At 42.6% G+C, this 20,226-nt stretch carries 21 protein-coding genes; 15 read left to right on the plus strand and 6 right to left on the minus strand.

Annotated elements, in window-relative coordinates; genetic code table 11:
• Window positions 1-4: 4 nt before the first annotated feature.
• Together GJU41_RS14760 and GJU41_RS14765 are read left to right on the plus strand one after the other, a co-directional pair.
• Complete coding sequence (locus GJU41_RS14760; protein WP_154319040.1) at window positions 5-1,330, plus strand: metal ABC transporter permease; 1,326 nt, start codon at window positions 5-7, stop codon at window positions 1,328-1,330.
• Entirely contained in the window at window positions 1,327-2,217 is an 891-nt protein-coding gene (locus GJU41_RS14765; protein WP_070878745.1) for a metal ABC transporter permease, read from the plus strand. Before GJU41_RS14760 ends, GJU41_RS14765 begins: the two co-directional genes overlap by 4 nt.
• A 78-nt stretch (window positions 2,218-2,295) precedes the next feature.
• Here GJU41_RS14765 and GJU41_RS14770 read toward each other — a convergent pair whose 3' ends face one another.
• The 3 genes from GJU41_RS14770 to GJU41_RS14780 all read right to left on the minus strand — a co-directional run bounded on the left by GJU41_RS14770 (window position 2,296) and on the right by GJU41_RS14780 (window position 4,977).
• Window positions 2,296-2,454 carry a DUF1540 domain-containing protein gene (locus tag GJU41_RS14770; protein WP_070878746.1) on the minus strand — a complete coding sequence of 53 codons (159 nt, stop codon included), beginning with the start codon at window positions 2,452-2,454 and terminating at the stop codon, window positions 2,296-2,298.
• Between the two features lie 102 nt (window positions 2,455-2,556).
• Window positions 2,557-3,600 (minus strand): cytochrome d ubiquinol oxidase subunit II, encoded by a 1,044-nt coding sequence (locus GJU41_RS14775; protein WP_154319041.1) that lies wholly within the window; start codon window positions 3,598-3,600, stop codon window positions 2,557-2,559.
• A 21-nt stretch (window positions 3,601-3,621) separates the two neighbouring features.
• The gene (locus GJU41_RS14780) at window positions 3,622-4,977 is read right to left on the minus strand and encodes a cytochrome ubiquinol oxidase subunit I (RefSeq protein ID WP_154319042.1); all 1,356 of its coding nucleotides are present in this window, start codon (window positions 4,975-4,977) and stop codon (window positions 3,622-3,624) included.
• A 193-nt stretch (window positions 4,978-5,170) separates the two neighbouring features.
• On the opposite strand from GJU41_RS14780, the gene GJU41_RS14785 reads away from it, so the two are divergent.
• Together GJU41_RS14785 and GJU41_RS14790 are read left to right on the plus strand one after the other, a co-directional pair.
• Window positions 5,171-5,413, plus strand: coding sequence for a type B 50S ribosomal protein L31 (locus GJU41_RS14785; protein WP_070878749.1), 243 nt, complete (start codon window positions 5,171-5,173; stop codon window positions 5,411-5,413).
• Between the two features lie 89 nt (window positions 5,414-5,502).
• Window positions 5,503-6,429: a CobW family GTP-binding protein gene (locus GJU41_RS14790; RefSeq protein ID WP_170292807.1), complete on the plus strand. Its 927-nt coding sequence runs from the start codon at window positions 5,503-5,505 to the stop codon at window positions 6,427-6,429.
• Window positions 6,430-6,478: 49 nt separating this feature from the next.
• Here the strand turns inward: GJU41_RS14790 and GJU41_RS14795 are convergent, their stop codons facing one another.
• Together GJU41_RS14795 and GJU41_RS14800 are read right to left on the minus strand one after the other, a co-directional pair.
• Window positions 6,479-7,495, minus strand: coding sequence for a metal ABC transporter substrate-binding protein (locus GJU41_RS14795; RefSeq protein WP_154319044.1), 1,017 nt, complete (start codon window positions 7,493-7,495; stop codon window positions 6,479-6,481).
• A 122-nt stretch (window positions 7,496-7,617) separates the two neighbouring features.
• On the minus strand, window positions 7,618-8,796 hold the full coding sequence (locus tag GJU41_RS14800) for a GTP-binding protein (protein WP_154319045.1): 1,179 nt from the start codon (window positions 8,794-8,796) through the stop codon (window positions 7,618-7,620).
• Between the two features lie 299 nt (window positions 8,797-9,095).
• Here GJU41_RS14800 and GJU41_RS14805 point away from each other — a divergent pair, with 299 nt between their 5' ends.
• Window positions 9,096-9,659, plus strand: a complete 564-nt coding sequence (locus tag GJU41_RS14805; protein WP_070878753.1) for a beta-class carbonic anhydrase — start codon at window positions 9,096-9,098, stop codon at window positions 9,657-9,659.
• On the opposite strand, the gene yidD is transcribed toward GJU41_RS14805, so the two are convergent.
• Complete coding sequence (gene yidD, locus GJU41_RS14810) at window positions 9,650-9,877, minus strand: membrane protein insertion efficiency factor YidD (RefSeq protein WP_154319046.1); 228 nt, start codon at window positions 9,875-9,877, stop codon at window positions 9,650-9,652. The two genes, GJU41_RS14805 and yidD, sit on opposite strands and share 10 nt — an antisense overlap.
• Window positions 9,878-10,020: 143 nt before the next feature.
• On the opposite strand from yidD, the gene GJU41_RS14815 reads away from it, so the two are divergent.
• The 10 genes from GJU41_RS14815 (at window position 10,021) to GJU41_RS14860 (ending at window position 20,136) form a co-directional block, all read left to right on the plus strand.
• Complete coding sequence (locus GJU41_RS14815) at window positions 10,021-10,494, plus strand: S-ribosylhomocysteine lyase (RefSeq protein WP_070878755.1); 474 nt, start codon at window positions 10,021-10,023, stop codon at window positions 10,492-10,494.
• A 121-nt stretch (window positions 10,495-10,615) separates the two neighbouring features.
• Window positions 10,616-11,434 carry a nicotianamine synthase family protein gene (locus GJU41_RS14820; protein ID WP_154319047.1) on the plus strand — a complete coding sequence of 273 codons (819 nt, stop codon included), beginning with the start codon at window positions 10,616-10,618 and terminating at the stop codon, window positions 11,432-11,434.
• Entirely contained in the window at window positions 11,431-12,693 is a 1,263-nt protein-coding gene (locus GJU41_RS14825) for an opine metallophore biosynthesis dehydrogenase (protein ID WP_154319048.1), read from the plus strand. The genes GJU41_RS14820 and GJU41_RS14825 overlap by 4 nt, the downstream gene beginning before the upstream one ends.
• Window positions 12,687-13,568 (plus strand): DMT family transporter, encoded by an 882-nt coding sequence (locus tag GJU41_RS14830; protein WP_282958543.1) that lies wholly within the window; start codon window positions 12,687-12,689, stop codon window positions 13,566-13,568. The genes GJU41_RS14825 and GJU41_RS14830 overlap by 7 nt, the downstream gene beginning before the upstream one ends.
• Window positions 13,569-13,656: 88 nt before the next feature.
• Entirely contained in the window at window positions 13,657-15,216 is a 1,560-nt protein-coding gene (nikA, locus tag GJU41_RS14835; RefSeq protein ID WP_154319049.1) for a nickel ABC transporter substrate-binding protein, read from the plus strand.
• Window position 15,217: 1 nt separating this feature from the next.
• Window positions 15,218-16,162 (plus strand): nickel ABC transporter permease, encoded by a 945-nt coding sequence (gene nikB / locus GJU41_RS14840; RefSeq protein WP_154319050.1) that lies wholly within the window; start codon window positions 15,218-15,220, stop codon window positions 16,160-16,162.
• 65 nt (window positions 16,163-16,227) lie between these two features.
• Window positions 16,228-17,019, plus strand: a complete 792-nt coding sequence (gene nikC, locus GJU41_RS14845) for a nickel transporter permease (RefSeq protein ID WP_396653223.1) — start codon at window positions 16,228-16,230, stop codon at window positions 17,017-17,019.
• 30 nt (window positions 17,020-17,049) lie between these two features.
• Window positions 17,050-18,087 carry an ABC transporter ATP-binding protein gene (locus GJU41_RS14850; protein ID WP_154319052.1) on the plus strand — a complete coding sequence of 346 codons (1,038 nt, stop codon included), beginning with the start codon at window positions 17,050-17,052 and terminating at the stop codon, window positions 18,085-18,087.
• Window positions 18,038-18,817: an ABC transporter ATP-binding protein gene (locus GJU41_RS14855; protein WP_070878762.1), complete on the plus strand. Its 780-nt coding sequence runs from the start codon at window positions 18,038-18,040 to the stop codon at window positions 18,815-18,817. Before GJU41_RS14850 ends, GJU41_RS14855 begins: the two co-directional genes overlap by 50 nt.
• On the plus strand, window positions 18,814-20,136 hold the full coding sequence (locus GJU41_RS14860) for an MATE family efflux transporter (RefSeq protein ID WP_070878763.1): 1,323 nt from the start codon (window positions 18,814-18,816) through the stop codon (window positions 20,134-20,136). Before GJU41_RS14855 ends, GJU41_RS14860 begins: the two co-directional genes overlap by 4 nt.
• Window positions 20,137-20,226 lie beyond the last annotated feature (90 nt).

The following is a 20,226-nucleotide window of genomic DNA, read 5'->3' on the forward strand; positions in this document are numbered from 1 at the left end:
GGATATGATGGAAGAACTATTCTATCAATTGCAAAATCAGAATACGCAGTGGGTTCTGCTTGGAACGATGCTGCTTGGGCTTGCAAGCGGGGTTCTCGGAAGCTTTGCTCTCCTAAGGAAACAAAGTCTGATAGGAGATGCAATGGCCCATGCTGCCTTGCCGGGTGTGTGTATGGCATTCCTGCTTTACGGGTCCAAATCCTTAGTTTGGTTTCTTGTCGGAGCAGCCATTTCAGGGATGATTGCTGCATGGCTTATCCAATTTATCATACAGAATTCCCGAATTAAAGAAGACTCAGCTTTAGGTCTTGTTTTATCCGTATTCTTTGGATTTGGAATCGTTCTGCTGACTTATATTCAGCACAACAGCGGCGGAAACCAAAGCGGCTTGAGCGATTTTATTTTCGGAAAAGCAGCTTCAATGGTCGGTCAGGATGTTCAGATCATTACTCTGATTGCAGCGATATTACTCCTTCTGACAGCTGTTTTCTTTAAAGAATTTAAGATTTTGACGTTTGACCCTCAGTTTGCAAAAGGAATTGGACTTCCAACAACATTTCTGAATGGCCTGCTCATGGTTTTAATTGTTTGTGCAGTTGTTATCGGACTTCAGACCGTAGGGGTCATTTTAATGGCAGCAATGCTTATAACACCTGCCATCTCAGCAAGATATTGGACAGATAAGCTTGGGCATATGGTAATTATTGCTGGAATCATCGGAGGTATTTCCGGGGTAGCTGGAACTTTCCTGAGCACAACAGTAAGAGGAATGGCAACTGGTCCTCTAATAATTGTTGCAGCTACATTGCTCTTTCTAATCTCACTGATTTTTGCACCAAAACGCGGGCTGGTTTCAAAAGCGTTAAAGCAAATCAAGCTGAGAAAAAGAACATCGGTTGAACAGCTGCTTCTGTCTTTTTATGATTTAACAGAAAGTGCAGGGGGGAAATATTCTGCTGTATCCTTTTCGCTGGACGAAATTGTGAATAAAAGAAAAGCAGCCAACAGTCTTGTCAGCAGATCATTAAAAGAGCTTTTGAAAAAGCGCCTGATCATGAAAGGAGAAGGGGATAGCTGGAGGCTTACAGAAAATGGCCTGCAGCTTGCCTATCATCTTGCTTTAAATCAGCGCCTTTATGAAATGTACCTTATGCATGAAATGGAGCTTGCCCAGCTTCAAATTACAAGCCGTGATGATGTTGATGTGGAAATGATGTCAAACGATATGAAGGATCGTTTAATGAACCTGTTAAAAGATCATCATAGAGAGCCGATGCTGCTGCCTAAGACGAAGAATAGCCTAAGCAGGAAGGAGTGGCTGTATCAATGAGTTATGATGCATGGATTTTACTGACAGGTTCTCTGGTCGGCATTACATGTGCGATGATTGGCTGTTTCCTGATCTTAAGGAAAATGGCCATGCTTGCAGATGCAATCAGTCATTCTGTCTTGCTTGGCATCGTAGGAGCCTATTTTGTCAGCAGAAGCTTAGATGGGATTTCAATGTTTATCGGTGCCGCTGTTGTCGGATTGCTTACAGCGTTTCTAGTGCAAATATTAAATGCTAAAGGTGTTCAGTCAGATGCTGCAATCGGAGTTGTTTTTACATCTCTCTTTGCCATAGGTGTTATCCTGCTTTCGTTATTTGGAGGAAACATCCATCTTGATGTCAATCACGCGCTGATGGGGGAAATTACATTTGTGCCGTGGGATACGATCACCATAGCCGGTGCTGATCTGGGGCCAAAAGCAGTATGGATGCTTGGTTCTGTCTTTATCGTGAATCTATTGCTTATCGTTCTTTTTTACAAAGAATTTAAGATTTCTTCGTTTGACCCTCAGATGGCAGTAGCAATTGGGATCCCAGTGCTACTCATTCATTACCTGCAAATGGGGATGCTCTCGATTACAACGGTTGCATCATTTGACAGTGTTGGTGCAATTTTGGTTGTAGCCATGCTTATTGTGCCTGCATCAGCTGCCTACCTGCTGACGGATAAATTGCTTCATATGCTGATCATCAGTTCAATTATCGGAATTTTATCAGCAGTATCCGGCTACTATGCAGCAACGTGGCTGAATGTCTCGATTGCAGGGGCAATGGCTACTGCTGCAGGACTGATCTTTTTCCTGATATTTATTTTTTCACCCTCACACGGGCTGTTATCGAAGCTTCTGTCAAGAAGAAAATTTGCCTCGGCCGAAGTTAGTGAATAAAATGATATGAATTGTGAATAAAAATGATTCTCATTATCAATAATAAAGAAAAAGGACAGCGAAAAGCTGCCCTTTCTTTTACAGATCATGAGGCTTAAAGGTTTTGCAGTCTGTTTCCTCGCTGCGGGAAGCAGTATCTCCTTTATGGCTGACTACATAGATGGCATCAGCTGTACACTGATTGCCATTGCCCCAATACTCACAGTTATTGACTTCACACTTTACTTCTCTTGGCATTTATCAAAACCTCCTTTAGTTTAGGGTTCAACAGTTAGTTTGCATGTTAGGCAGTTTTTCATACGCTTGATAAAAAAATAAGGTGCAGCCGCACCTTATTTTTTATGATTCATTTTGCTTCAGATACCGTTTGTCCTTCATAAATAAGCGCCAGAAGTAAAAGAACCCTGGAAAGAGAATTGAAAATCCAACGATGTAAGTGATAAACACGGCATGGAAAGTGTTGGGGTGGGTAAAGCCATCCTGGATGGACACATCAGGATACAGCATATAAGGCAGGTGTGCCCGTCCGTATGCATAGCTTGCAAGAAAGTATTGAATGGTTACAGCTACAACCGCGATTCTAGGTCTGCCAAGCGTTCTTTTATCTTTTTGCGACGGCAAAAACAGAGCACCCCCTGCAATCATAAACATCGCAACAGATCCAATCAGGAAAGGCAAATACTTCATCATGTTCATATAGAGCCAGTTTGCCTCAGTGCGAAGGGTCAGCATAATCAAAAAACCCATTACTAGGGATAACGGACCTAAGATTAGGGCATCACGCCTGTATACTTTGTAAGCTTCCGGTTCATTGGCCACATTTGAGTAATCAGAAAGCAGAAGCGATGACAGAAAGAGCGTGCTCGTAATCGCGAACCCGCTGAAGGCATAGGCATTTGGGCTTGTAAACAATTTGCCCAGCTGAAGCTGATGTGAACCGTTTACTACCTCAATAAACCCGCCATGAGTGATGGGCAGAACCAGCAATAAAATAGCGGGTATAATGAAACCGGAAATTCCGGAAACATAAGTAAGTGCTTTTTCATACCCTTTAGAGTAATGGGAGAATACAAGGAATCCGCTTCGAATCGCCAAAAGTAATAGGATGATGCTTCCTGGTATCAGCAAGACAGTGCCCAGAATAAACGTAGCGCCAGGGAAAAAGCTGAAAAGCGCTACGACAATAGCAACAATAAAAACATTCGTGACCTCCCAAGTAGGGGATAAATAACGATTGGCAATATTGGTTGCGTTCGTTTTTTCTTTGTTAATGTAGATCATTGACCAAAAGCCTGCTCCGAAATCCATTGTCGCCATTACAGCATAGATAAAAACAAATCCCCACACAACTGTAATGGCGAGCAGTGCATCTGTTGTAATCATTCAAGCAACGCCTCCATTTCTTTAATAAACACTGACGCCATCACCATCACCTGCGGACTTATCAAGTTCTTTTTCAACTGGATTTCGTTTGAAGTAATAGACCAGAACAAGAATGACAGCGAGTCCTAATACCGTATAAACAAGTGTGAAAAGAATAAAAAGGGTTCCGATTTGACCGGAGGCTGTCACTACATCTTCTGTTTTCAGTAAACGATATATAACCCAAGGCTGTCTTCCCGTGCAGGCAAAAATCCATCCAAACTCAATCGCAAGCATGGAAAGTATTCCCGAAGGAACAAATATGACGAGCATCCATTTAGGGAAGTGCGGACGCTTCAATATTTTGTACCAGAAGAATCCGAGAAGAGACAGGAAGATCAGCAGACTGCCGATTCCAACCATTGCATTAAACAGCGTATGTACAAACAGCGGGGGCCAATATTCCTCAGGGAAATCATTCAAGCCAATAACCTCCGTTTTAAAGCTGTTGTCAGCTAAAAAGCTCAGAGCCCACGGAATTTCAATGCCCCATTTAACTTCCTGTGTTTCCCGGTCCGTAAAGCCTCCGATGGCAAGGGGGGCATATGTCTGAGTTTCAAATAAACCTTCAGCAGCTGCCAGCTTCTCAGGCTGATATTCATGGAGCATTTGCGCTGATTCATGCCCATTCAAAGCAGTAATAAATGAGAAAATCCCCCCTACAACAAGACCCATCATTAATGCTTTGCGGTGAAAGCGGTAAAGGCGTTCATTTTTCATATTTCTCAGCATCTTATAAGCTGATATAGAAGCAATAACAAATGCACCTGTCATAAACGCTGAAACCACAACATGTCCAGCTGTAACGATAAAGCTTGGATTAAAAAAGGCAGCCCATGGGTCTACATCAACAATTTCCCCATTTTCAATTCTGAATCCGGCTGGAGTACCTTCAAATGCATGAACATTTGTAATTAAGATGGCGGAGGCTGCAGCCCCGAGCAGGACAAGCGAAACACTGACAATTCTCATCCGGGGAGAAATTCTGTCAGCTGCGTAAACGTAAATTGACATAAACAAGGCTTCCACAAAGAAAGCATAGATTTCTATTTGAAACGGCAGCGCCATTACACGTCCGATAACCTCCATAAAACCCGGCCATAACAAAGCGAGCTGTACACCTGCGATAGTCCCTGTAGGAATCGCAACTCCGAGGAGCACCGCCTGCCCTTTTGTCCACCTTTTCGCCATGACCGCATAATCATGATCCTTTGTTTTTTGAAACAGCAGTTCTGCAATCAGAATCATGAGAGGAAGACCTACACCAAGTGATGCAAAGATAATATGAAAGCCCATTGTCGTCCCAAACAAGGATCTGGCTAATACGAGATCATCCATCTTATTTCCGCCTTTCTTTCCCAAGGTTGTAACAATCTTCCCTTATTGTCTTCACATTTTCAGGAAATATGCGGTAAATATGGAACTTGTTTTATGAAACAGCAGATTCTAAGCCTATCACTTACATTGACAAACACGGACAAACCCTGTAATATATAAAACGTAATAATTACGATTAAAGGAGTGCTTTACAATGAAACAAGGAATCCATCCGGATTATCATAAAGTTGTTTATATGGATACAAACAGCGGGTTTAAATTCTTGAGCGGATCAACCATGAAATCAAATGAGACAACTGAATGGGAAGATGGCCGCACATATCCTCTTATTAAAATAGAGGTAAGTTCAGATACACATCCATTCTACACAGGACGTCAAAAATTCGCAGACCGCGATGGACGTGCAGAGCGCTTTAAGAAAAAATACAATATGTAATCTGTCAATGGCGCCTGGGAACAAATTGTTTCCGGGCATCTTTTTTAATGAGGAAACTTGATATTCTTACATATAGAGGAGGCTTGAACATGAAACGCATACCTGTGTATACCATAAGCGGTTTTCTTGGCAGCGGGAAAACGACTGTATTAGGAAAGATGGTCAATGAGTTTAAAAAGAGAGGAGAACAAGTTGGGATTATCTTAAATGAACTAGGCGATGAAAATGTTGAAAAGCATTTATTTGAGGATCAAACCGTTCATGAACTTTTAAATGGATGCATTTGCTGTACGATTCAGGATGACCTCATAACCACACTCAAAGGCTTTTTAGAAGGTGAAGGAGCTGATGTCCTTTTAATTGAGGGGACGGGAGTGGCCAATCCATTAGAAATTAAAGATATCCTGCTTTCTCCTGAACTGATTGAGGAATTTGAGCTTATGTCAATGATCGGAATAGTCGATGCAAGCCACTACCTCGATTATCAAAGTATGTTTGCAAGCTCTAAGGAAATCCGTTCTCTTTTAAAAGAACAAATCATTTCATCTGATTTTATTATCCTCAATAAAATAGACATGGTTAATGAAAAAGAACAAGAAAAAGTCAGACAAAAAATTGAAAAAGTGATCTCTCCAGGTGTTGAAATACTTGCAGCCTCTTACGGTGATGTTCCTTTTGTAAAACTTGCTGAACAAAGGCAAAGCCTTGTAACCCTGACAGACACTGATGGGCAACATCACCACCATCATTCGATTGCAACTCTAAAAATAGCTGGACTTCCAGCGGTTCGTCTGAAAAAGCTTGAAACATGGCTGAAAGGAATAAACGGACTGATTCGTGCGAAAGGATATCTGTATATAGAGGGAAAAAGTGAGCTGCGGGAGATGCAGTTTGCTTCAAAAAAAGCCGTTCTTTCCGATTCTAAAGTCGATACAGAGAAAACAGTTTTGATTTTAATCGGACAGAATTTGAATGCAGAAGAGATCAAAACGACTTTTAACCAGTCATTTCTGTGAAAATAACCATATAAAAAATCCCGGCCTGTTCATAAGGCCGGGATTTCTCTTAATTCGATAATGCCGTTTTCAGCGTTTCCAAATTTCGTTCCATTAAACTGAAGTAGTCTTCATTGTTTTTTGCATCTTCTTCAGAGATTGACTCCAGATTAGACAGGGTCAGGCTCTCCGCTCCAATTTCCGTCTTGACGATATCTGCAATTTTGCTGTTTACGTTGTTTTCAAAAAGAATATAGTTCATGTTGTGTTCTTTTGCAGTCTCTATAATGGACTGCAGCTGCTTTTGCGATGGCTCCTGGGTCGGCGATAATCCGAGGACACTGATTTGCTGAATGCCGTAGCGCTCTTCCCAATAGCCGTAAGCGGCATGCGATACCAAAATTTCTTTTTTGTCTGCAGCATCAATTGTTTCTTTATAATCTGCATCCAATTTCTCAAGATTTGATTTGAGGGTTTCAAAATTCTTTTCAAATTCATGTTTAGATTCTGGCTGAAGCTCTATTAAACCATTTTTGATCGTTTCAGCCATTTGAATGGAGAGTGCAGGATCCAGCCAAATATGGGGATCTTTATCTCCATGATCGTGGGCATGAGCGTCTTCATCAGCGTGCTCATCATGGTTTTCCTCATCGGAATGTTCAGCATGATCTTCCTCGTCTTCATGCTCCTCATGAATTTCTTCATCGTGGGAAGCTTCAGCAAGCTCAATGCCTTCACCGGCTTTAATGATTTTCACATCTTCTGATTTTAAGGTTGCCGTTGCTTTTTCGGCGAAGCCTTCAAGACCAACGCCTGAATAAATAAATGCGTCTCCCTCTGCCATCGCAACCATATCTTTCGTGGAAGGTTCAAATGTATGTGCATCAGTATTTGCAGGATAGATGCTTTCCACATCAACGGCATCGCCGCCGATTTTCTTTGTAAAGTCCTGAACGGGGAAGATTGTTGTATAAACCTTCAGCTTGTCTTCACCATTATCCGCTGTATTTTGATCATTATCTGCGCATCCGGCAAGTGCTGTTCCAAGCATTAGCGCAAGTGCCATTGTTAGTCCTGTTTTTTTCATCATTTACTCCTTATATATGTGGTAATCAGTTAATTTCAATATATCCTTTCACATTATATCGTAATACTTACGATTTGAGAACTGGAAATGTTTCTTCCTAAAAAGAAAAAGGATTCGAATAATTATGAAAAGGAAGGAAGAGGATCTGTTAAGGCAGACCAATCTGATGACATTTCTTCGTCTGAAAGCAGACAGCCGTCAAGCGAGGTTTCTATATCATCTCTTGAAAGATCAATTCCGATAAACACAAGTTCTGTCATGCGGTCACCAAATGTTTTATCCCAGCGTTCCAGCAGCTCAGGTTCTTCTTTAAGTGTTTCAATCCGCTCATTCTCCGGATAAGCTGCCACCCATTCCCCTGCTCCCTGAATCATGATTGAAGTCCCTGCCTGTGACAAAAGCCCTGATGTATCATTTCTTGTAGCGAGCCAGAAAAAGCCTTTAGCCCGTACAACATCAGCCGGCCAATTCTCAAGCCAGTTCATAAAGCGTTTGGGGTGAAAGGGCCGGCGTCTTCTATAGACAAAGGATGAAATGCCATACTCTTCGGTTTCAGGTGTATGCTCCTCATTTAATTCCTTTATCCAGCCCGCAGATTGACTTGCTTTTTCAAAATCAAAGCTCTTTGTATTGAGAATTTCAGAAACAGGTGCTCTGCTGTATGTTGTTTTCAAGATCTTTGCATCGGGGTTCAGCTTTCTAAGAACTCCATACAGTTCATTCATGTCTTCTTCGTTTAAAAGGTCTGTCTTGTTCAATATAAGCACATTGGCAAATTCGATTTGATCAATTAATAAATCAATCACTTCTCTCGTATCGTTTTCATCTGTTCCGTGCTTTCGGTCAAGAAGATTTTCACCTGAGGAGAAATCCTCCCAAAAGCGATTGCCGTCTACAACCGTGACCATTGTATCCAAACAGCATGTTTGCGAAAGATCAATGCCGGATTCTTCATCGATATACGTAAAGGTTTGTGCTACAGGCACCGGCTCGCTGATGCCGGATGATTCGATTACGATATAATCGATATCTCCTTCCTTAACAAGCCGTTCAACCTCCACCATTAAATCTTCGCGAAGGGTACAGCAGATGCACCCATTTTGCATCTCAACCAATTTTTCTTCAGTCCTGCTGATGACATCCTTTTTGATTAAGCTTGCATCAATATTAATCTCGCTCATATCGTTTACGATGACAGCAATTCGTTTGCCTTCTTTATTCTCCAGAATGTGCTTCAATAGGGTGGTCTTGCCTGCTCCTAAGTAACCGCTCAGCACCGTAACGGGAATTTGATTCATCATGAAAATCCTCCTTATTTTTGTTGAGAGTATTTATTTCGGGGTATTGATGTCTACCTCAGCGCCTAACTCCTCGGTCAGAACAGATCCCTAAAAAAGTCAAACCCGGATTTTTCCGCCTGCTCCTTATCAGCCTGTCGGAGCTGACCAAGGCCCTTTCGCATCTATAAATAATAATCATTACGATTTACAAAAATCATCATATAGCAAAACTAACCTAAAAAACAAGTGTTATGATATATTAATTAAAAGCTGCTTTTTTGTAAAAGTGCTGAAAAAATGATGTTTAAGGAGAATTGCAGATGAGATTGTTAGATGAAATTATTAATCACAACACCCAGTTTGTAGAAAAACGCGACTACGAAAAGTTTCAAACCACCAAATTTCCTGACAAAAAGCTGGTTATTTTATCCTGTATGGATACTCGGCTTGTTGAACTTCTTCCGCAGGCCATGAACATTAAAAACGGAGATGTAAAGATTGTAAAAAGTGCGGGGGCTATTGTTGCACACCCGTTTGGAAGTATTATGAGAAGCATTCTGGTAGCTGTTATGGAGCTTGGAGCAGATGAAGTATGCGTTGTCGGCCACTATGATTGCGGAATGAGCAGCCTTAATCCGGATTCTTTTCTTGAAAAAGCCATGAAACGCGGAATATCCCAGGATAAGATTGATACCCTGAATTATTCTGGCATTCATTTAGAAGAATGGCTAAAAGGGTTTGATAACGTCGAAGACAGTGTAAAACATAGTGTAGACGTTATCCGAAACCATCCATTGCTTCCAAATGATGTGCCTGTCCACGGGCTGATCATTGATCCATCAACCGGAAAGCTTGATCTTGTAGCAGACGGCTATCAGGCCTGATCCTTTTTTTCAGGAACTGGATCAAAGCCTCCAGGATGAAAGGGATGGCACTTCATAATTCTTTTGACGGTCAAATACCCGCCCTTAAGAGCGCCAAACCGCTTAACGGATTCCAGTCCGTAATGCGAGCATGTCGGGTAAAAGCGGCATGATGGCGGCTTCAGCGGCGAAAGAAATTTTTGGTAAAAACGGATAAGGGCAATAAATAGCTGTTTCATTCATGTCACCTCTTTTTATGCCTTAAGTATACTTCAATTCGAGAATAAGTTAAAATTGGAAGATTTAATCCGGATAAAATAGATGAATTTTATCGGAATTAATTGTATGATGAATGAAGAAGTCTTAATAAGGAGTGGTAATTATGCCATCAGTAGAAAGCTTTGATCTTGACCATAATGCAGTAAAAGCACCATATGTCAGACATTGCGGAGTTCACAAAGTAGGAAGCGACGGACTTGTCAATAAATTTGATATCCGCTTCTGCCAGCCGAACAAGCAGGCCATGAAGCCGGATGTGATTCATACTTTAGAGCATTTGCTTGCGTTTAACATCCGCACACATTCAGAGAAATACGACCATTTTGACATTATCGACATTTCTCCAATGGGCTGCCAGACTGGTTACTACTTAGTAGTCAGCGGTGAGCCAACAGTGGAAGAAATTATTGATCTTTTAGATGATACGCTGAAAGATGCAATTGAAATTACAGAAATTCCAGCAGCTAATGAAAAGCAATGCGGACAAGCGAAACTGCATGATTTAGAAGGTGCAAAGCGTTTAATGCGTTTCTGGCTTGATCAGGATAAAAAAGAATTGGCAAAAGTATTTGGATAAGAAGAGAGCAGTGCCCTGTGTGCAGGGCCTGCTTTTTTTGAGCCTTTTTACCTGATTGACGCAGAGAAAGGGAGAGTGATAAACTTCAAATCGTAATTATTACGTTTTGAGGAGGGTTACCTTGGAAGATAAGTACACATTTCTGGTATCGATAAAAATGATATTGCATGAAATAGAGGAATTGTCTGCCTTTATAAAAGAAAGCAGTCCGTGCTGTGAGATGCTGACAGAAAGACTGGACGAACTTTCTGCCTTTGTCATGAATGAAACGAATGAAAGACGATGGGGTTTATGGGGAAGTGATTTAGAAATCAGTAAGTACTCCGCAATGCTCAGAGAAGCGTCTTCAGCAGCTGTATCAGCCCTTGAGAAGCATCAGTCGGTCTGTACGGCCGAAAACAAAGCAGACATGTCTGACTATTTTTCGGCACTTTCCGCATCTGTTAAACAGGATGCAGCCAGCTGCGGCATTTCGGTTGAATCAAAGGTTTTCTTTATTGGATCAGGAGCTTTTCCCCTATCCGCTTTAACCATTGCCAGAGAAACGGGTGCTGCTATTACTTGTCTGGATATTGATGAAGAAGCGGTAGTGATGGGAAGAAATATTGCGGGTCTGTCAGGTTTAAGGGAGGTCAATTTTACAAGCAAGCCTGTTGCGGAGCTTCCATCAATTAAAGAAGCCACTCATGTCATGATTGCTTCCCTTGTAAAAGAGAAGAAGGAAATTATTGATGAACTTACATCGATCCTCCCAAATGGTGCAAAAGTCATTTTGCGCTACGGCAATGGACTTAAATCGATCTTTAATTATCCGTTTGACTATTCACCTGATTCAGACTGGAAAACAGAAACCATTCATCAAGAGGGGCGTTTCTACGATACCCTTATTCTAGAAAAACAAGTGCCGGCAAGGGCAGGAAAGGAAATGGAATATTCATGACTTTACCATTGAACGCCTTTGGAAACACGCTGATTGCGGGTGCAGGTCCGGCGGCGGCAGCAGTATCTGTGCAGACCGCAAAAGGAGGATTTTCTAAAGAACTTGGGTTGTCAAACCGTGCCGGAGAACATTCCGAACGGCTTAAAGCTCACTTTGATCAGAATGGTTACGAGATAAGCTCCTTATTTGCTCCTCACTTAGATCAGAATTTAAGCGGAAAGGCCAGCCTCAATCGATTTTACAGATCCTTAGATCAAGTGGATGACAGATGGGAAACGATTATTTTATGCACGCCAAGCCATACATACCTTGATATTTTAAAAGAGATGAACATACACAGACTGAAAAAGACGAAACGGATTGTCCTCCTCTCGCCAGGAATCGGCTCTGCTTCAACGATCATAGACCGTTTGTCATTAGACATAGAAGTCATCAGCATGTCTGCATATTATGCTGCAACTAAGTATTCAGAAGAGGATGAGTTTATGGCCTTTACGAAAGCTGTTAAGAAAAAGGTGTATATTGGATCTTCCATCAAAGACAGCAGCTTTGTACCGTTTCTGGCAGAATTAGTAAAAAGCGTAGGGACAGATGCAGATGTCCTTTCTTCTCCGGTTGAAGCAGAGAGCAGAAGCATTACAACCTATGTTCATCCGCCATTATTTATGAATGCTGTTGCAATGAGAGAGATTCTGAGTGAAAGCAAGTCAGTTAAATCCATGTACAAGCTATATCCTGAAGGGCCGATTACTCAGCACGCAATCAGAGCCATGAATGCTCTCTGGAAAGAAGTTTCTGCAGTGGTTGCCTATTTTGGGGCCAAGCCTATTAATCTTCTGAAGTTTCTGAACGATGATAACTATCCGGTTCATGAATATACGCTTTCAAGAAAGGACATTGAACATTTCCCCGAGTTCAGTACGGAGAAACAAGAATATTTGCTGTACATCAGATATACGTCTATTTTAATCGATCCATTTTCGGTTCCAGACGAGAACGGAACATATTTTGATTTCTCAAAAGTGTCATTTACTCAGGTCAAGAGTACCGTTTCAGGACAGTGGTCGCTTCCGCGGATTCCGCTTGAAGATTACCACAAGCTGAAACTGGTGACAGACCTTGCATTTGAAGCGGGCATTCAAATGCCGAGAGCGCATTCCCTGCTTCGGACTTTCGAAGAAGAAGCAGCCCTGTTCAGTGATAAACACAAATCTTCATTTGACAATTACCGGCTTGAAGGGAGCTGTGGCATTTGCTGAAAAACGGGGTCATGCTCGCTGTCTTATCATCGCTTGTCTTCAGCATTATGAACGCGCTTGTGAAAGCGGTCAGCCTGAATATACCTGCGTCAGAGATTATGTTCTTCCGCAGTTTGATTGGAACAATCCTCATCTTTATCATGATGAAACAAAGCAGGGTCCCTTTTTCAAAAAAAGGTGTGCCAATGCTCTTTATAAGAGGACTTCTCGGCGCTTTGTATTTGTATGCTTATTTTTACACCATATCTAAAATACCGCTTGCTGACGCAAGCATTCTTGCCCACTTATCAACCATTTTTGTGTTTTTCTTATCGGCTGTTTTTTTGAAGGAAAAAGTGTCAAGGTCGACGTTTTATATTCTTCCGCTAGTATTTCTCGGAGCAATCCTGCTGATTAAGCCGTTTACCTTTTCCGCATTCTCTGTTTATGCGCTGGTCGGTGTATTGAGTGCTCTTTTTGCAGCAGGAGCAGCCACATCGATCCGGTATTTGAGTAAACGGCATCCTTCATATGAAATTGTTTTTTACTTTCTCGCAACAGGGACTGTTGTCTCAGTGCCGCTTATGTGGAACGAGTTTGTTGTACCGTCGCTGCTGGAAGGTTTCTATCTTGTCTGTATTGGAGTTGTGTCCCTTCTCGGACAGATTTTCCTGACAAAAGCATTCACACATGAAAATATTGTCGTGGTGGAAATGACCAGATACATAGGAATTGTCTTCAATGCTTTGTGGGGCTTTTTATTCTGGTCAGAGGTGCCGGATGCCCTCACCATTTCCGGCGGTATTCTGATCATTGCTTCATGTGTGCTCCTGTCCGTGATGAATAGGAGGACCGCTTCGGTTAAAAGAAGTACGTCTGTTGTTTATGAAAAATAGTCATTGACCGATTTTGAGGAAGCTAGTACTATTTAGTAATATAAATCGTAATAATTACGAATTAAATAATTTAAGGACGGTAGATGCTATGAAATCGTTTAGAATGACAAAAAGCGTGATTGCTATTTTAATAGGCATGTTTATCCTGGCGGCTGCAGGATGTTCCGCTGAAAAAAGCCAGTCAAATCATGAAAAAGATGAAAAGGATAAAAAAGTCACCATGATTTTCAGCTTTAAATCACCAAATATGGATCCGCACACAGGATTTACACCAATTCGTGCCGGTGTAACAGAAACACTGCTTAAGCTTGATCAGGATTCAGCTATTGAGGGCTGGCTTGCAGAGAAGTGGGAAACAGAGGATAACGTAAACTGGACATTTACGATCCGCGATAATGTTACGTTTCAGGATGGCAAGAAACTTGACGCTGCTTCTGTAAAAGCTTCACTTGAGCGTAGTATCAAGGTTAACGAATCACTTGAAGGGTCTTTGAAAATCAAATCATTAGAAGCAAATGGACAAACGCTTTCCATTACAACGACAGAACCATACCCGGCTCTGCCATCTGAGCTTGTGAACCCGTATACATCGATTGTAAACACAAAAGCCGAGAAAGAGATGGGAGAAAAAGCATTTAACAATTCTCCTGTTGGGACAGGCCCGTTTAAAGTAAAAAAATTCATCTCGAATCAAGAAGTGCAAGTTGAAAAATACAGTGAATATTGGGCTGGGGAACCAAAGCTTAATGAAGCTGTCATTAAATTTAATGAAGATGCTAACGTAAGATCTCTTGCTTTTCAGTCCAAAGAGGCAGATGTTGTCTACAATATTCCTTCAGAAGGCATTGAACCGATTGAAAAAGACAAGGAGCTGAACGTTGAATCTATTCCGGGTCTTAGAGCGCATTTTATTTTGTACAACCAGCAAAGCCCTAAAGTGTCAGACATCAAAGTCAGAGAGGCGCTCGACTTGCTTCTTGACCGTAAAAGCGCTGCAGAAGATATTATGCTCGGACACGGGATTCCAGCGAGTGGTCCGTTCAACAGCACTCATCCGTTTGGAGTCAAAGATGAGATTAAAGCTGTAGATGTTGAAAAAGCGAAGGCATTGCTTGCTGAAGCAGGCTATAAAGAAAATGGCAAAGGAAAGATGGAAAAGGACGGAGAACCGCTTAAACTGGAACTGATTACGTATAAAGCACGGCCGGAGCTGCCGTTAATCGCACAGCTTCTGCAGTCAGATGCTGCTAAAGCGGGAATTGATATCGAAATAAAAAATGTTGAAAATGCAGATACACACCTTGCCGAAAATAAAGACTGGGATCTGGCTACATACAGCAATAATACGTCTCCGAGGGGAGATGGAAGCTACTTCCTGAATACAGCCTTTACAGATAAGGGTGCATTAAATGTCGGGAAGATCTCAATCCCGGAACTGAATGAACTGATTAACGAATTAAATACAACCGCCGATTTAGAAAAAAGAACACAGCTGACAAAGGATGCAGCAAGAATCATTAACAAAGAATTCGCGCACAGCTATGCCGTTTATCCAAACATCCTTGTTGGGGTAAATGAGCGCATTCAAAATTTTAAGCCTACGGCTGAGGAGTATTATATTTTGACTCATACAATGGATGTGAAATAACATGCTTCCTCTCATAAAACAGCGTCTGACTCAGCTTGTACTGGTTGTTTTCATCTTGTCTGTCTTTACGTTCGGACTAATGAAGATTGCTCCCGGAGATCCGGTCATGCAGATACTAAACGCTGATGAAATGTTAGTAACAGATGCTGATCAGGCTGAGCTCAGAAAAGAGCTTGGCTTTGATCAGCCCATTTATGTTCAATACGGAAAGTGGATGCTAGGGCTGCTTCAGCTTGATCTTGGAAAGTCCTACATAAGCGGGAATCCAGTCGGGGAAGAAATGATGGAACGCTTGCCGATAACCATGGAGCTTGCTTGCGGAGCACTGCTCGTCATGATTTCAATCGCGCTTCCGCTCGGCATTGCAGCAGGACGTTTTCCAGGAAAATGGCTTGACCATGTCAGCAGAGTGCTTGCGCTAATTGGAGCATCAATTCCGAGCTTTTGGCTAGGACTGATGCTTATTTATGTTTTCGCCTTTAAGCTTCAGCTGCTGCCTTCAAATGGATTTGGAGAATGGAATCAATCCATCTTGCCCTCGTTTGCTTTAGGGTTTTCTCTCGCTGCTGTGTATGCAAGATTATTGCGTTCCGGTCTGATGGAAAGCTATTCGGAGGATTATGTCCGGGCAGCAAGAGCAAGAGGGGTAAAAGAATGGCGAATCCTATGGATTCATGCCATAAGAGCTGCGCTTTTGCCGGTGATGACCGTGTTAGGTTTGAGTATGGGGAGCTTGCTTGGCGGAGCGGTCGTCATTGAAATTCTTTTTTCGTGGCCCGGGCTCGGAAGCATGGCAGTTGACGCCATTTTTGCCCGGGATTATCCGGTTATACAGGGATATGTATTATTGACAGGCGTTTTTGTCGTTGCAATGAACCTCGTTGCGGATCTTTCCTATTTTTTCATTGATCCGCGAATCAGACGGGGAAATGGGGTAACTGAATGAAAAGTATACTGAATGTAAAAAGGTACACAGTATTTTTTCGAAGACAAACCTTTACCGGTAAACCGATGATTCTGACAGGAGCCGGACTTCTTGCATTTATTGCCGTCCTTTCTCTTACTGGTCCTTTGCTTGTACCAAATGATCCGTATACAGCAAGCATGGGAGAACGATTTGCTTCTCCGAGTCTGCAGTATCCGCTTGGGACAGACAACCTCGGCAGGTGCATTTTTTCTAGGCTGGTCGTTGGGGCGAAGACCACCCTTAGTATTACGGCGCTTGTAGTAGCAAGTGTTCTGTGCATAGGTCTGCCGATAGGTCTGCTGGCCGGGTATATCGGGGGACGCTTTGATGCTGTCCTCATGAGAATAGCGGACGGACTTCTTGCTCTGCCAGAATTTATTTTGGCAATCGCTATAGCGGGATTTTTGGGCCCGAGCCTGACAAACTTGATGATTTCAGTTGTTCTTGTTAAATGGATCAGCTACACCCGTCTTGTAAGAGGAATTGTTATTTCTGAAAAGGAAAAAGAATATATTCTTGCCGCAAAGGTTGGAGGCTGCTCTTCTATTAAGCTGCTGACGAGGCACTTGCTGCCTCAAATCATGGCGCCGGTTCTTATCCTTGCGGCACTGGATATCGGAAAAGTTATTCTGATTATTTCCTCCCTTTCCTACATAGGACTTGGTGCACAGCCGCCAAATCCGGAATGGGGAGCAATGCTTAATGACGGCAGACCATATTTTCAAACGCATCCGGAATTAATGATCTACCCTGGCCTTGCCATCTTTCTTGTAGTTTTATCTTGTAATTTGATAGGTGAAGGGCTGAGAGACCAGCTTGACGTTAAAAGCAGATAACCTTATTCCAAGTCTGGAGGTGAATAAGCCATGAGCAATAAGGAAAATATGCCGCCACTTCTCACGATAAGCAACGTCTCTGTAACGCTTAACAAAAGAAAAGGAATCGAGAGCAGCACCCTTGTAAAAGAAATCAATCTTCAGCTGAAGGCAGGAGAAATGGTTGGACTGGCAGGGGAGAGCGGAAGCGGGAAGAGTATGACAGCAGCGGCTGTACTTGGACTTCTTCCTCCTAATATCGGGATCTCAGAAGGCAGTATTCTTTTTTCAGGAAACGAAATGACAGCCATGCATGAAAAAGATAAAAGAAAAATACGGGGAAAAGAGATTGCCTATATTTTTCAAAATTATCAAGGAAGCTTTACTCCATTCATTAAAATAGGAAAGCAGCTCGTTGAAGCGATAGTATCTCACAGAAAAATAGGAAAAGAAAATGCGAAAGAGGAAGCTCTCCTATGGCTGGAAAGGGTGAAGCTGCCGGCTAAAAGAGCATTTCGAAGCTATCCGCACCAGCTCAGCGGGGGGCAGCTTCAGAGAGCGGCACTTGCAGCTTCGTTGATGATGAAGCCTTCTTTGATTATTGCGGATGAGCCGACAACTGCACTTGATGTCCTGACGGGTGAAAACGTCCTCCATCTGCTGGCTGAACTGCAAAAAGAGCTGAACTGTGCAGTCCTTCTTATTTCACATAATTTGAATCATTTGCTGAAAAGAACTGACCGGATCGTGATTATGTACGGAGGACGTATTGTCGAGCATGGGCCGACGGAAAGGATCGCTTGCGAGCCTGCGCACCCATATACAAAACTTCTGTTGAGCACAAGACCTAAACTTTCAGGCAGTATCCCAAAAAGATTGCCCTTTATAGGGGGCGAACCTGGACTTGCAGCTGAATCCGGCTGTCCATTTGCTCTCCGCTGCCCGGAAGTAATGCCGGAATGCAGCTCATTCCCGGCTTTTCAGGAAGCGGGAGAACATCATAGGTCTGCTTGCCATGCATGCAGCTTGAAGGGAGAGGATGCAAATGCTGACAGTCAGCAATATCACGAAGTCTTACCGTACTCATAACGTTCTATCCGATGTTTCTTTTACCATTAGGCAGGGTGAATGCCTTGGTTTGATAGGAGAAAGCGGCAGCGGGAAAAGTACTCTTGCCAAGCTGATATTGGGGCTTGATTCTGCGGATGAAGGAGAGATCATTCTAAACGGAGTCCGCCTGAATGAACAGAAAGGAAGAGCTCTTAAAAAAGTGAGGCGCCACATTCAAGTGGTATTTCAAAATCCTCATGCTTCTTTAAATCCAAAACTGCCAATATGGAAATCTGTCGCAGAACCGCTAGAAAACTATCCTGAAGCGGTTCCTGCCTTTTTACTCGACGTAAAAAAAGACCGGAAAAAAATGGCCTTAAGGCTGCTTGAGATGGTTGGACTGAACGGACAGCTACTTGAACGCTACCCCCATCAGCTCAGCGGGGGCCAGAGACAGCGCGTGGCCATTGCCCGGGGAATCAGCATAGAGCCTAAAATCCTCATATGCGATGAGCCAACTTCAAGTTTGGATGTTTCAGTCCAAGCGCAGATTTTGAACTTGCTGAAGGATCTGAAGGAGGAGTTTGGCATGTCTTTTTTATTTATTTCTCATGACATGGCGGCTGTCCGGTTTATGAGCGACAGAATGGCTGTTTTAAAAGAAGGTATACTTGTTGATTCTTTTTCAGCAGATGAACTCTTTTCGGAAACACGGCATCATTACACGAAGCAGCTGACAGAAGCAGGAATGGAGAGAGGCGAGGCATGAATCATAAATCCTATCTTATGCTTGCCCTTCCTTTAATTGCATCAACAATTACTACACCGCTTATTGGAGCTGTGGATACTGCCGTAGTAGGGCAGCTTCCTGATCCCGCATATATTGGGGGAGTGGCAGTTGGAGCGATTCTTTTCAACACGATGTACTGGCTGCTTGGTTTTTTAAGGGTCAGTACATCAGGTTTTACAGCTCAGGCACATGGGTCAAGGGATGAAGAGGCAATTGCTTTGTCATTCATAAGACCGTTTATCACAGCAGGAGTTATGGGCATTATCTTCATCCTATTTCAGCAGCCGATCGCACATCTTGCCATGGCAATCATTGATCCGTCGGAGCAAGTTCAGGAACACGCCCAAACCTATATTACGATCAGAATCTGGGGAGCACCATTTGCTTTAATGAACTATGTGATCCTCGGCTGGCTTATGGGACTGTCAAAAATTAAGTTCGCTTTTTATCTGCAAGTCGGAATGAATGTGCTGAATATTCTTCTTGACCTGCTTTTTGTTTTTGGATTTTCCTGGAATGCTGCAGGTGTAGCTGCAGCAACACTGATTGCTGAAGCAGCCGCGGCTGCAGCTGGTTTAGGGTATATCCTTAAAAGTCAGCGCAACCTGCTGAGGCTTCCGAATCTAAAGAAAACGGCAGATATTACTTCCTTAATGAAAATGATGACAGTGAACAGGGATTTATTTCTTCGCACCGTCTGTTTATTGATCATGTTCAATTTATTTACAAAGTACGGAGCTTCCTTTGGAACAGACGTACTTGCAGCAAATGCCATCTTAATTCAAATTCATTACATCATGGCTTATTTCTTTGACGGATTTGCCAATGCCTCCAGTATTTTAACCGGAAGGGCGATAGGGGCAAAAGATCGAAACGGGTTTGATAAAATTCTTTCCCTGTCCTATCAATGGTCTGTATATGCCGCTTTGCTGATTACAGTGGTATACTTTTTGGTGAAGGACAGCGCAATCGAGCTTTTTACGCAAATTCCAGCCGTTGCAGAGCTAGCTTCACATTATGGAGACTGGCTGCTGCTGTATCCTCTGTCTGCCTGTGCCGGATTGGTTATCTATGGCGTGTTCACGGGTGCAACATCTGTCGTTCATGTAAGAAATTCAATGATCTTTTCTCTAATTGTCTACCTTCTATTTCTCTGGGCGTTTTTGCCCGTATACGGCAATCATGGCTTATGGGCAGCATTTATTGCGTTCAGCTTCTGCAGATCTGTCTTTTTAATGATGTATGTGCCGCGATTGAGAAAAAACCTGTTTAGCCGTGAAGAGCTGCTCCGGCAGTAAAATACGGTTGCTTAACAGAAATCAATTCGTTATACTGTTTTCATTGCTTATACAGGTGTCCGTTCAACAAATACAAACGGACTTAGGAGG

It is taken from the genome of Metabacillus idriensis, from assembly GCF_009674765.1.
GTDB lineage: Bacteria > Bacillota > Bacilli > Bacillales > Bacillaceae > Bacillus_P > Bacillus_P idriensis.